The sequence below is a fragment of the Dactylosporangium thailandense genome, from assembly GCF_059739745.1.
The window spans coordinates 11,092,532-11,104,757 of the sequence record NZ_AP029195.1 but is presented as its reverse complement, the minus strand read 5'-3'; the positions used below and the strand labels follow the sequence as shown (position 1 = coordinate 11,104,757).

Sequence of the window (12,226 nt, the reverse complement as noted above, 5' to 3'; positions counted from 1 at the left end):
GTCCTCCGGGACGGTTGATTTCGCATCGGTACTGCCAGTGCCACCCTCCCAGCCCCCACTTTCGATTCACTTGGAGTCCACTAACGACGGCTTACGGGCGACTTTCGGCGCTAGGACCGCGCCTCGGATTCGGCTGAAGTGGTTCGTATGCGCCGATTCGTTCCCGTAACCGGCCTGCTGCTCCTGGCCCCGCTGGTCGGCGAGTACCTGCTGGGCAACATCTCCGTCCGAGCCCTGCCGGCCCTGCCCTTCCTCGTCCCCATGTACGGCGCCGGCGCCCTGCTCATCCGCGAGCTCGCGAGGCGCACCGGCCGCGGCTACCCGGCCATCCTGCTGCTCGGCGCCGCGTACGGCGTGATCGAAGCCGGCCTCGTCGACCAGTCCATGTTCAACCCGTCGTTCGAGGGCCACGACTTCCAGGCCGTGACCCCGATCCCGGCCTGGGGCCTGAGCGCCGCCAGCACCCTGGCCTTCGTGGCGGGCCACGCGATCTGGAGCATCACGGTCCCGATCGCCCTGATGGAGCAGCTGAATCCGACATTCCACCCGACAGGCGAAAAATCCGATATGTCGGCGGCTTCGGCCGCGAAGCGGCCGACATATCGGCCCTGGCGGCGGCTGTCGGCCGCGAAACGGCCGACATATCGGCCCTGGCGGCGGCTGTCAGCCGCGAAGCGGCCGCCATATCGCCCCTGGCTGAGCAAGCGCGGCCTGGCCGCAACCGCACTCGCATACCTCCTGGGCTGCTGGATCATCCACAAGGAAATCACCGGCAGCGAGCACTTCACCGCAACCCACCCCCAACGCCTGGGAGCCGCAACAGCCGCCGCCATCCTCATAGCGCTCGCATTCCTGAGACCAAGACCCGGAACCTGGCCCGCGCCCAAGGTCTGGCTGACCGGAGTCATAGCGTTCGGCTCGACGACGGTGTTCTTCGCAAGGCCGGAGTCGTGGGCAGGGTTCTGGTTCGGCGTCGTCTGGCTGGCGGCCGGAGCCGCATGGCTGGCCCGGACCCGCTGGACCGATCGGCACGTGCGGGCCCTCGCGAGCGGCGCGCTGCTCACGTACGCCTGGGCCGGCTTCGCCCTCACCGCGCTCATGGAGCCGCACGACCCGGTCCGCTGGTGGGGCAACGCGGCCTTCGCCGCCGGGGCCGTCGCGCTCGTGTTCGCCTGCTTCAGGAGGCGGACAGCAGCGCCTGCGCACGGGCCAGCCAGTGGGGGGAGTTCCACTGGGTAGCCACGTCCACGGCCCGCCGCAGGCACTCGGTCGCCTCGTCAGGGCGGTTCTGCAGGCGGTACAGCTCGGCCAGGCTCAGCGCGACGGGCTGCATCGCGATCGAGGTGCTCGACACGCCCGCGATCTGGTCGCGCACCGGCAGCAGCGCGTCGATGACCGGCTGGGCCAGGTCGGCCCGGTCCAGCGCGACGATCGCCAGGGCGCGCACGGTGTAGAACGCGGAACCGAAGTAGTCCTGGCGGATCGGGTGCTCGCCGATGCGGACCGCGCGCGCCTCGGCCACGCGGCCGGCGGCGACGAGGCTCAGGGCGTAGGCGTCGTTGCCGATCGCGCCCAGCTCCTGACAGACCAGCCGGGTCGCCTCGACGAGCTCGGCGGTGCGGCCCTGGCTCAGCATCAGGCTGCAGGTGGCGAAGAAGTGGAAGCTCTCGCCGTGCATGGAGCCCTGGCGGCGCAGCTGCTCGCGGCACTCGTCGTACAGCGCGCGGGCGCCGGCGAAGTCGCCCTCGATGTGGGCCAGGGTGGCGCGGGCGGCGAGGTGGATGGCGAACGGCTCGGCGAGGTGGTACGCGGCGGCGAGCGTGCCCTGCCGGGCCACCGCCGCGCGCACCTCGGCGGGCTCGTTCAGGGCCGCGGCGCAGTTGCCCAGCTGCTGCTCGGCGAGCCACTGGTAGGCCACGAATCCGTGCTCGGCGGCGAGCGCCCGCAGCTCCAGCGCGACCGCGCGGCGCTCCGGCATGTCCCGGTCGAAGGGCATCGTCCGCCCCCGTGCGGCCAGCCCGAGCGCGAGCAGCCCCGGGTCGCCGAGGCCACGGGCGATCTCGAGCGCCTCCCGCCCGGCCGCGGCCCCCCGCTCGTCGCCGTCGAGCTCGCCGCTGAGCGCGTCGAGCAGCCGGCAGCGGTCGGCCGGGGCCAGGTCGTCGCGGCGCAGCAGGCGGGTGAGGAGGTCCACGGTGCGTTCGTCGATCACGCCGTACTCATGGATCTGCCACGGCGTCGCCACCGTCCACGCCGTGAACGCCGCGACGAGCAGGTCCTCGCCGCCGGCCACGGCCACGTCGACCGCCCGCTGCCGGGTCCGCCGCGCCGCCGCCACCGCGCCCGCGCTCGCCTGGACCCGCAGCAGCCGCCCGAGCAGGTCGACCAGGAGCGCGTCCCGGTCGCCGGGCACGGTCCCGGCCGCCTCGAGCGCCGCCAGCGCCGCGCCGAGGATCTCGGCGGCGGCGTCGTACGCGAATCGCCGCTCGGCCAGCTCCGCCGCCCGCACCGCATAGTCCACGGCCGCCGGCGCGGTCTCCGAGGACGCCGCGCGCGCGTAGTGGTAGGCCAGCGCCGGGTAGTCGTCGGGCCGCAGCCGCCGCGTGCCGGCCGCGACCCGGGCGTGCATGCGGGCGCGGCGCAGCCGGGAGAGGTCGGTGTACATCGTGTCCCGCACCAGCCCGTGCACGAACCGCACACGCCCGGGCGCCGGCTCGGTGAGCAGCCCCGCGATGAGCCCGGCCTCGAGCGCGTCGAGCACCGTGCCCTCGTCGGCGTCGGCCGCCTCGACCAGGGTCTCGACGTCGGCCTCCCGCCCGATCACGGCCGCGAGCCGCAGCACCGCGACCGCCGCCGGGGGCAGCCGCGACAGCCGCCGCCGCAGCACGTCGCGCACCCCCTCCGGCACCTCGGACGTGGCCACGAGCGCCCCTTCGGAGGCGAGCAGCTGCGCGGATTCGCGCACGTAGAACGGGTTGCCGCCGGTGCGCTCGGCCAGCGCCGCGAGCGTGCCGGGGTCCACGGTCGTGCGCGCGAACGCCTCGACCAGCCGCGCGACGTCCTCCTGGCCGAGACCCTGCAGCGGCAGCCGCACCGGCGACCGCCGCGCCAGCGCCGCCATGGTCGCGGCGAGCCGTTCCCGGTTGTCGGCCGGCCGCAGCGCGGCGACGAACAGCAGCGCCGGCCCGCCGGGCGCGACCAGCTCGGCGACGCTCGCGAGCAGCATGAGGGTCTCGCCGTCGGCCGCGTGCAGATCGTCGAGGACGACGGCGAGGGGCCGTTCGGCCGCGACCGCGGCGAGCCAGCGCGCGACCGCGCGATGCAGCCGGAACCGCCCGGCCGCGAAGTCCTCGCCGGGACCGGCCCCGGCGTCCTCGTCGAGCAGCGGCCGCACCTCGGAAGCGAGCTCCCCAGGCGGCGCGAAGCCGGCCAGCTGCCGCAGCGCCTCGACCCACGCCCAGGCCGGCGGCGCGCCTTCGGCCTCGGGGCACCGCCCCACGACGACGAGCCAGCCCTGCCGCGCCAGCTCCTGCCGGTAGTGCGCGAGGAGGCTGCTCTTGCCGACGCCGGCCTCGCCGCTGATGAGGACCACGCTGGGCGCGACGACCCCGGCGAGCGTGGCGAGCTCGTCGGCCCGCCCCACGAACAGCTCGTCGGGAGCGTCCGCGGCCCGCACGACCGGCAGATCCGACATCTCGGGCGAGCCCTGGACGCCGGGCGACCCGGCGAGAATCGCCGCCTCCAGGTCCAGCAGCGCGCGGCCGGGGTCGAGACCGAGCTCCTCCGCCAGCAGCGCCCGCGCCCGGCGCAGGGCGGCCAGCGCATCGGCCTGCCGCCCGCTGCGCCACAGGGCGAGCGCGAGCAGCCGCCAGCTCTCCTCCCGCAGCGGCGCCTGGCGGGTCAGCACCTCCGCCTCGGCCGCCGCCTCGGCCGGCGCACCGGCGCGCATGGTCGCGTCGAGCAGCAGCTCCCGGGCGGCCAGCCGCAGCTCCTCGAGCCGCGCCGCCTCGGGCTGGGCCCACGACTCGTCGGCGAACTCCGCGTAGGCGTCCCCGCGCCAGAGCTGGAGCGCCGCCCGCAGCAGCACCCGCGCCCGCCGCGGGTCCTGCGGCACGGCCGCGCGGGCGTCGGCCAGCAGGCGCTCGAACCGCCAGGCGTCCACGGCCTCGGCCGGGAGCCGGATCGCATACCCGGGCGGCGCGCTGACCAGCAGGCGGGCCGGGGCCCGGCGCTCGCGGGAGGGTTCGAGGAGGCGGCGGAGGTTGGAGACGTACGCCTGCAGGGACGCGATCGCCCGCGGCGGGGGCTCGCCGCGCCACAGGTCCTCGATCATCCGGTCCACCGAGACGACCTCGCCGCGGGCGGAGAGCAGCAGGGCGAGCACGGCGCGCTGGCGGGGTCCGCCGACGTCGACCGTGGCGCCCGCATCCGTCTCGACCTCGAAGGGCCCGAGCACCCGCAGCAGCATGACGGCGTCATGGTAGTCGCCGCCAAGCGCGCTCCAAGACCGCTACAAGACACTCCGGCGACGCTTTCGGCTCAATCACCGCGACAATTCGAGGAGCCACATATGCGTCCCTGGGTCCAGGAGATGGTCATCGTCCACCGGGTGTTCCGCCGCGAGTCGCGGCTGCTGCCCGAGCTCATCGGCGCCGTACGCCCCGGCGACACCGAGCGGGCCGAGCGGCTGGCCGGTCTCACCCGCGGATACGTCGACGGCCTGCACGACCACCACACCAGCGAGGACGAGCTGCTCTGGCCGAAGCTGCTGGCCCGCGTCGACCTCGACGCCGAGCTGGTGCTGCGCATGGAGCAGCAGCACCAGGTCGTCGACACCGGGCTCCAGGAGGTCGGCGCGCGGCTCGACGCCTGGGAGCGCTCGCCCGCCGAGCCGGAGCGCGACGCCCTGGTCGGCGCGCTCGCCCGGCACCGCCGCGACCTGCTCGAGCACCTCGACGAGGAGGAGCAGCGGATCCTGCCGCTGGTGGAGGAGCACATCTCGGTCGCGGAGTGGGCGGCCCTGAGCGAGCACGCGCGGGCGAAGACGCCGAAGGACAAGCTGCTGTTCGTGCTGGGTGCGCTGCTGGAGGACGCCACGCCGGAGGAGCGCACCCGGTTCCTGGCGATGCTCCCCCTTCCGGCGCGGCTGATGTGGAAGCTGGTCGGCAAGCGCTCCTACGCCAAGCAGGCGGAGAAGATTCGCAAGGGCTAGTTCGACGCGTAGCCGGGCAGGTCGGCGGAGTCGTCCGCCGACTCGACCCGGTCGACCTTCCCGTCGAAGTCGTCGTCGTGGTAGATCAGGTCGATCCGGCCGTCGTGGTCCTGGTCGTACGCCACCTCGTCGACCAGCCCGTCGTGGTTGGTGTCCCACATCGCCACGTCGGTCCGGCCGTCGTGGTCGGTGTCGGCCAGCAGCATGTCGACCCGGCCGTCGCCGTCGGAGTCGTAGCCGACCGTGTCGGCGTCGCCGCCCATCTCCCCCGCCGACGGCCCGGTGTCGCCGGCCCCGGGGTCGGCCGCGCTGAGCTCGGCCGTGCCGTAGGAGGCGGCCGTGAGCGGACCGTGGCCGAACATCGCCTCGGGGTCGGCCACGTCGTCCGGGCTCAGGTCCAGGTGGTAGTCGTCGGACGTCAGGCCCCAGTCGGTCATAGCCCCTAGCCTAGGTCGATGGAGTGGTCGGTTCCGAACTGATATCCGCCGCTTCGCCCCGTTCGGCGCTGAGGCGGGCGCGGCGCATGCCGTAGGCGAAGTACACGATCAGCCCGACCGCCATCCAGACGAGGAACCGCACCCAGGTGATCACGGGCAGGTTGATCATCAGCCACAGGCTCGCCACCACGCTGACGATGGGCAGCCAGGGCACCAGCGGGGCCTTGAAGGCGCGGGGCAGGTCGGGCCGGGTGCGGCGCAGCACGACCACGCCGAGCGACACGACCACGAACGCGAACAGCGTCCCGATGCTGGTCAGCTCGGACAGCTCCGACAAGGGTACGAACGCGGCCAGCACCAGCACGATGGCGCCGGTGATCGACGACATCACCCACGGGGTGCCGAAGCGCGGGTGGACCTTGGCCAGCACCGGCGGCAGCAGCCCGTCGCGGGCCATGGCGAAGGAGACCCGGGCCTGGCCGAGCAGCAGCACCAGGATCACCGACGTGATGCCGCAGACCGCGCCGAGCGAGATGAGGTTGGCCGCCCAGCCCTGTCCGGCCAGGTCGAACGCCTTGGCCAGCGGGGCCGCGGTGTTCAGGTCGCCGTAGTGGACCATGCCGGTGACCACGAACGAGACCCCCATGTAGAGCACCGCGCAGATGATCAGCGAGCCGATGATGCCCCGGGGCACGTCGCGCTGCGGGCGGGCGGTCTCCTCGGCGGTCGTCGCCACCACGTCGAAGCCGATGTACGCGAAGAAGACGATCGACGCCGCGGCCACGATGCCGAACCAGCCGAAGTGCTGCGGCGTGATGCCGGCGAGCACCTGCAACAGCGGCGCGCCCCCGCCCGATTCCTTGGCGGAGGACTGGGCGGGCGGGATGAACGGGTGGTAGTTCGCGGCCTTGACGAAGAACAGGCCCAGGCCGATGACGAAGAGGACCACGGCCACCTTGACGATCACCAGGGCACCGGTGACGCGCCCGGAGAGCTTGGCGCCGACGATGGACACGATCGTCAGTGCCAGCACGATGAACGCGGCGCCGAAGTCGGGGCGGGCCTTGTCGCCGGCCAGCCACGTGGGCAGGTCGAAGAGCTCCTGGAGGTACGCCGACCAGCCCCGCGACACCACCGCCGCCCCCAGCGCCAGCTCCAGGCAGAGGTCCCAGCCGATCACCCAGGCGACGAACTGCCCCAGGGTGGCGTAGGAGAACGTGTACGCCGACCCGGCGACGGGCACGGTGGAGGCGAACTCCGCGTAGCAGAGGGCGGCCAGCGCGCACACGACGCCGGCCACGGCGAAGGACAGCACGATGGCGGGCCCGGCGTTGACGGCCGCCTGCTGCCCGGTCAGCACGAAGATGCCCGTGCCGATGATGACCCCCACACCGAAGACGGTCAGGTCGAAGGCGGAGAGGTTCTTGCGCAGCTTGTGGCCGGGCTCGTCGGTGTCCCGCATCGACTGCTCGATCGACTTGGTGCGAAAGAGGGACGACATGCGACACGACATGCCCGATGAATCACATTCCTACACGTCGGGCTTGGGCAGAGTACTATAAAGTCTATCTGTTAAATAGGATTTTGACGGAGGGGCGTGGCGCGATGGGGCGGACATGCACCACGGTCATCGTGGGCGGCGGCTGTAGCGGCGCGCTGGCGGCGATCCACCTGAGCCGGGACCCGTCCCACGCGGTGGTCATCGTCGACCCGGCGCCGTTCGCCGAGCTCGGGCGCGGGGCGGCCTACCGCACCCGGCACCCGGCCCACCTGCTCAACTCGCGCGCGGCGGCGATGAGCGCCCTCGCCGACCAGCCCGACGACTTCGTGCGCTGGTGCCGCGACCAGGACCTCGGCATCGGCCCGGCCGACTTCGCGCCCCGCGGGGTGTTCGGCGACTACCTGCACGACCGGCTGCGGGGGGCCCGCTTCGAGCACGTGCGGGACACCGCCACCCGGGTGCGCGGGGACGGGACTGTCGAACTGAGCGGCGGCGTCGTGCGACGAGGCGACCGGGTGCTGCTCGCGCTCGGGCACGGCGCCCCGGCCTGTCCCCCGGCCCTCGCGCATCTGACGGAGCACCCCCGGTACGTCCGCGACCCCTGGGCGGAGGGCGCGCTGGACGGCATCGAGGGCGACCTTCCGGTCCTGCTCATCGGCACCGGCCTGACCGCCGTGGACGTGGCCCTGACGCTCGAGGGCCGGGCGCCCGTCGTCGCCGTCTCCCGCCGCGGCCTCCTGCCCCGGCCGCACGCGGACGTCGTGCCCGCCGACGGCTCGTTGCAGTACACCGGAAGCTCCCTGGCCGGCCTGATGCGCGCGGTGCGCGAGTTCGCCGCGACCCAGCGGGACTGGCGGGCCGCCGTCGACGCGATCCGCCCGCAGACCGACGACCTGTGGCGGCAGCTCTCGCCCGAGTCCAGGCGGCGGTTCCTGCGGCACGTCTCCGTCTACTGGGAGGTGCACCGCCACCGGATGCCGCCCGCGACGGCCGCGCGGCTGCGAAACCTCACGATCACGTCCGACCCGGGCCGCGAGGGGTGGGCGGCCGTCGTCAACTGCACGGGCCCCCAGGGCATCGCGAGCACCGGGCTCGGCCGGGCACTGCTGCAAGACGGCCTGGCCCGGCGCGACGACACCGGCCGGGGCCTCGACGTCGACGCGTGCGGCCGGCTTCTCGGAGCCTCCGAGCGGATCTTCACCATCGGCCCGGTGCGCCGCGGCGCCTGGTGGGAGACGACCGCGGTGCCCGAGATCCGGCGGCAGGCCGATCGGCTAGGCCGCGACCTGCTTGAGCGTCATGACGTGCTCGACCAGCGCGATCAGCACGTCCTTGACCGAGCGCCGGTCCCGCGCGTCGCAGAGCACGACCGGCACGTCCGGGTCCAGGTCCAGCGCCTTGGCGATCTGCGACGCGCTGTGCTTCTGCACCCCGTCGAAGCAGTTCACCGCGACCAGGAACGGCGTGGAGCGGCGCTCGAAGTAGTCCACCGACGGGAAGCAGTCGTTCAGCCGGCGCGTGTCGGCCAGCACCACCGCCCCGAGGGCACCCAGCGCCAGCTCGTCCCACAGGAACCAGAAGCGGTCCTGGCCCGGGGTGCCGAACAGGTACAGCACGATGTCCTGATTGATGCTGATCCGGCCGAAGTCCATGGCCACGGTCGTCGTGCGCTTGCCCTCGACGCCGTGCACGTCGTCGATGCCGACGCCGGCGTTGGTGAGCACCTCCTCCGTCTGGAGGGGGCGGATCTCGCTCACCGCGCTGACCAGCGTGGTCTTGCCGACGCCGAACCCACCCGCGACGAGGATCTTCACCGCGAGGGGGACGTGACCGTCAGAGCGCTCGGAGGCCATTGACAACCGCCTTGAGGATGCGATCGTCGGGCCGCTGCGGCCCGACGGATTGGTCGTACTCCGGTTCGTGCATCTCGATGAGCCCCTGCTGGAGCAGGTCGCCCAGCAGCACGCGCACAACGCCGAGCGCGAGATCGAGATGGGAGGCGAGCTCGGCGACCGACACCGGCTCGTTGGTGCGCGCGAGGATCGCGCGCTGCTCGGGCAGGAGGTGCTGATCGCCCGAGCCGTCGACCCGGCTCACCACGAAGGCGACCAGGTCGAAGGCGCCGACCGCCGGCTTGGCGCGTCCGCCCGTGACGGCGTACGGCCGGACTACCGGTCCGGCGTCGGAGTCCATCCAGTCGTGCTCACGCTCCCGGTCACCCCGCGGCATCGTGTGAGAGGCCCGGTCGCGACGGCGCGGTGAGGTACTGCCCGACCCTGGTCACCAGCATCGCCATCTCGTAGGCGATCACGCCGATGTCCGAGTCGGCGGCGCTGAGCACCGCGAGACAGGCGCCCTGCCCGGCGGCGGTGACGAACAGGAACGAGTTGTCCATCTCCACGATGGTCTGGCGGACGGATCCGCCGTTGAACTGCCGCCCGGCGCTGCGGGCCAGGCTCTGGAAACCGGACGCGACGGCCGAGAGGTGCTCGGCGTCGTCGCGCCCGAGTCCGCTGGACGCGCCCATGAGCAGCCCGTCGGCGGAGAGCACCACGGCATGCTGCGCCGACTCGACCCGCTCGACGAGGTCGTCGAGGAGCCAGTCGAGCTTGCCGGTGCGGCTCGTCGAGTGCGTCACTTATGCGTCCCTTTCCGGTGCGTTCGGGTCGTCGCCGGGCGTGATCTGCCCGGCGTCGCGGCGGCCCTTGGTGAAGCCGGCCTGCAGCGACGTCATCATCGCGCGTGTCTGCTCGGGCGAGCGCCCGCCGACCGTGGTGGTCGCGAACTGGGCCGCCGGAATGCCGTCGACGGTCCGCTCCTCCTCCGGCCGCTCGCGAAGCTGCGGGGCGAGGCTGGCCTGACGCCGGCGGCGCGGCAGCCCGTCATCGGTCAGCTCGGCGTCTTCGATCGCTTCCCGCTGCGTCGGTACCGCCACAGCCGGCGCCGCCGCGGCCGGAACGACGGGCGGCGGCGCGATGGGTTCGGGAACCACGTACTCGATCGGCTGCGGCTCGGACGGCGCCACCACGGTCGGGCGGATCACGTCGGCCGCCTCCAGCTCCAGCACCGCCTCCTCGGCGGCCTCGCGCTCCTCGGCCGGCGTGGACGCGGTGAGCTCGTGGGTGGCCCCGGTGATCAGGTGCGGCGGGACGAGCACGACCGCCGTGACGCCGCCGTACGCCGAGGCCCGCAGCGTGACCCGCACCCCGTGCCGGGCGGCGAGCAGCGCCACGACGAAGAGGCCGAGCCGGGCCGAGTTGGCCGGGTCGAAGTCCGGCGGCTGGGCCAGCCGCTGGTTCGCGTCCTCGATCGCCTCCGGGGCCATGCCCAGGCCGCGGTCCTCGATCTCGATCGCGTACCCGTTCGGCACCAGCTGCCCGCTGATCTGCACGCGGGTGTGCGGCGGCGAGTAGGCGGTCGCGTTCTCGATGACCTCGGCGAGCAGGTGGATGACGTCGGCGACGGCCCGGCCGACCAGCGACGCCTCGGGCAGGGCCAGGAAGCCGACGCGCGCGTAGTCCTCGACCTCGGAGACCGCGCCGCGGATCACGTCGACCATCGGCACCGGGTGTCGCCAGCCGCGGCCGGGCGCGGCGCCGGCCAGGATGACCAGGTCCTCGGCGTGGCGGCGCATGCGGGTCGCGAGGTGGTCGACGCGGAAGAGGTCCTCGAGCTCCTCCGGGTCGGTGGTGCGCCGCTCCATGCGGTCGAGCAGGCCGAGCTGGCGGTGCAGCAGGGTCTGGCTGCGCCGGGCGATGTTGAGGAAGACCTCGTTGAGCCCCTGCCGCAGCTGGGCCTCGTGCACCGCGGACTCCACGGCGGTGCGCTGCACGGCGCTGAACGCGTTGCCCACCTTGCCGATCTCGTCGGCGCCCCACTCCAGCGGCGGCGCCGCGGCCACCACGTCGATCTTCTCGCCGTGGCGCAGCTTGGCCACCAGGGCCGGCAGCCGCACGTCGGCGAGGTCCTGGGCGTCCTGGCGCAGGCCGACGAGCCGGCGGATGAGCGAGCGGCCGATGCGGATCGACAGCAGGATGGACAGCACGACGGCGATGAGGCCGAGCACGCCGGCGCCGATGACGCGCAGCAGGATGCCGGTCGCGACCGGGCCCGCGTCGGCCACGATGACCTCGCCGAAGCGCAGGTCGAAGTTGCGCAGCTGGGCCACGAGGTTGTCGTACGCGTCCCGCCAGGCGTTGATGTCGATCGGCAGCCCGGCGCCGGCCCGGGCGTCGGACATGATCTTGTTCTCGAGGTCCTGGACGCGCTTGTAGGAGTCGCTGGTGACGATCGGGTTCCAGATCGCCTGGCCGCCCTTGGGCAGGTCGTAGGTCGCGTCGGCGTAGACGTTGCGCTTGGCCCCGATGGTCGCGATCAGGTCGGAGCTCTCGGTCTTCTGGAACTTCCCGGCCGTGGCCACCCCGTTGATCATCGCGTCCTCGCGGGCGAGCTGCTCGCGGCCGCGGCTGGTGGCGATGACGATCAGGGCGTTGCGGGTGAGCTGGGCGTTGCTGATACCCGGCAGGGAGTCGTACCAGTGGTAGATCGCGTCGATCGGCCAGTTGTAGACGTTCATCGCCTCGGCCCGGTCGATCTGGCCGAGGGTGATGCGGGTCCGGTCGGCCGCGAGCTGGTCGAACTGGTTGATGACCTCACGCAGGCGGCCGCGGGAGACCTCGGGGATCGCGTCCTGCAGGTCGTTGTCGGCGGCCCGGCGGCGGAAGTCGGTGAGCACCTCGTCGACCTTGGCCCGCTGCTCGTTGAGCGCCGTGGTCTCGGGCCGGCCCTCCTGGCGGCCGGAGGCCAGGTAGACCTGGGTGAGCATGCGCTCCCGCTGCAGCGCGACGATCACGTTCTCGGACGGCTTGCCCGACAGCGCGTAGTACGTCTGGCTGTTGAGCAGCTCGGCGGTGTCCCCCGCGGTCAGGGTCGTCGCGAACACCCACATCACCACGAGCGAGGCCAGCGGCGGCAGCAGCAGCGTGATGATCTTCGCGCGGATCGACCAGGTGCGGATTCTCCACGAAGGGCTTCTCATGCGGTCGGTTCCTCGCTGGGGTCGCGGGGCAGAGGGGTGGC

General features: G+C 73.1%; 9 protein-coding genes and 1 pseudogene. 3 read left to right on the top strand and 7 right to left on the bottom strand.

The genetic code is table 11. From position 1 onward, the window contains the following. The first annotated feature begins 147 nt into the window (after positions 1-147). Entirely contained in the window at positions 148-1,239 is a 1,092-nt protein-coding gene (locus AC6JBM_RS49775; protein ID WP_497980529.1) for an AF_0692 family protein, read from the top strand. Here AC6JBM_RS49775 and AC6JBM_RS49770 read toward each other — a convergent pair. Further along, positions 1,178-4,465, bottom strand: coding sequence for an ATP-binding protein (locus AC6JBM_RS49770; RefSeq protein ID WP_497980528.1), 3,288 nt, complete (start codon positions 4,463-4,465; stop codon positions 1,178-1,180). The two genes, AC6JBM_RS49775 and AC6JBM_RS49770, sit on opposite strands and share 62 nt — an antisense overlap. Positions 4,466-4,567: 102 nt before the next feature. Here AC6JBM_RS49770 and AC6JBM_RS49765 point away from each other — a divergent pair, with 102 nt between their 5' ends. Continuing rightward, positions 4,568-5,209 carry a hemerythrin domain-containing protein gene (locus tag AC6JBM_RS49765; protein WP_497980527.1) on the top strand — a complete coding sequence of 214 codons (642 nt, stop codon included), beginning with the start codon at positions 4,568-4,570 and terminating at the stop codon, positions 5,207-5,209. Here the strand turns inward: AC6JBM_RS49765 and AC6JBM_RS49760 are convergent. Then, positions 5,206-5,646: a hypothetical protein gene (locus AC6JBM_RS49760; RefSeq protein WP_497980526.1), complete on the bottom strand. Its 441-nt coding sequence runs from the start codon at positions 5,644-5,646 to the stop codon at positions 5,206-5,208. The genes AC6JBM_RS49765 and AC6JBM_RS49760 overlap by 4 nt on opposite strands. A 10-nt stretch (positions 5,647-5,656) precedes the next feature. Beyond that, entirely contained in the window at positions 5,657-7,147 is a 1,491-nt protein-coding gene (locus AC6JBM_RS49755) for an amino acid permease (RefSeq protein ID WP_497980525.1), read from the bottom strand. 17 nt (positions 7,148-7,164) lie between these two features. On the opposite strand from AC6JBM_RS49755, the pseudogene AC6JBM_RS49750 reads away from it, so the two are divergent. Beyond that, positions 7,165-7,671 (top strand): annotated as a pseudogene (locus tag AC6JBM_RS49750) (FAD/NAD(P)-binding protein); the annotation flags it as partial. Between the two features lie 750 nt (positions 7,672-8,421). On the opposite strand, the gene AC6JBM_RS49745 reads toward AC6JBM_RS49750, so the two are convergent. The 4 genes from AC6JBM_RS49745 to AC6JBM_RS49730 are packed head-to-tail and all read right to left on the bottom strand — an operon-like array spanning position 8,422 to position 12,185. Further along, positions 8,422-9,000: a GTP-binding protein gene (locus AC6JBM_RS49745; protein ID WP_350619641.1), complete on the bottom strand. Its 579-nt coding sequence runs from the start codon at positions 8,998-9,000 to the stop codon at positions 8,422-8,424. Continuing rightward, the gene (locus AC6JBM_RS49740) at positions 8,981-9,376 is read right to left on the bottom strand and encodes a DUF742 domain-containing protein (RefSeq protein WP_497980524.1); all 396 of its coding nucleotides are present in this window, start codon (positions 9,374-9,376) and stop codon (positions 8,981-8,983) included. Before AC6JBM_RS49740 ends, AC6JBM_RS49745 begins: the two co-directional genes overlap by 20 nt. Further along, positions 9,363-9,785: a roadblock/LC7 domain-containing protein gene (locus tag AC6JBM_RS49735; RefSeq protein ID WP_350619478.1), complete on the bottom strand. Its 423-nt coding sequence runs from the start codon at positions 9,783-9,785 to the stop codon at positions 9,363-9,365. The genes AC6JBM_RS49740 and AC6JBM_RS49735 overlap by 14 nt, the downstream gene beginning before the upstream one ends. After that, positions 9,786-12,185: a sensor histidine kinase gene (locus AC6JBM_RS49730; RefSeq protein ID WP_497980523.1), complete on the bottom strand. Its 2,400-nt coding sequence runs from the start codon at positions 12,183-12,185 to the stop codon at positions 9,786-9,788. Positions 12,186-12,226 lie beyond the last annotated feature (41 nt).

Coding starts and splice junctions, on each gene's coding strand:
- AC6JBM_RS49775 (WP_497980529.1), top strand. CDS start 148: ATGCGCCGATTCGTTCCCGTAACCGGCCTGCTGCTCCTGGCCCCGCTG.
- AC6JBM_RS49770 (WP_497980528.1), bottom strand. CDS start 4,465: ATGCTGCTGCGGGTGCTCGGGCCCTTCGAGGTCGAGACGGATGCGGGC.
- AC6JBM_RS49765 (WP_497980527.1), top strand. CDS start 4,568: ATGCGTCCCTGGGTCCAGGAGATGGTCATCGTCCACCGGGTGTTCCGC.
- AC6JBM_RS49760 (WP_497980526.1), bottom strand. CDS start 5,646: ATGACCGACTGGGGCCTGACGTCCGACGACTACCACCTGGACCTGAGC.
- AC6JBM_RS49755 (WP_497980525.1), bottom strand. CDS start 7,147: ATGTCGTCCCTCTTTCGCACCAAGTCGATCGAGCAGTCGATGCGGGAC.
- AC6JBM_RS49745 (WP_350619641.1), bottom strand. CDS start 9,000: ATGGCCTCCGAGCGCTCTGACGGTCACGTCCCCCTCGCGGTGAAGATC.
- AC6JBM_RS49740 (WP_497980524.1), bottom strand. CDS start 9,376: ATGCCGCGGGGTGACCGGGAGCGTGAGCACGACTGGATGGACTCCGAC.
- AC6JBM_RS49730 (WP_497980523.1), bottom strand. CDS start 12,185: ATGAGAAGCCCTTCGTGGAGAATCCGCACCTGGTCGATCCGCGCGAAG.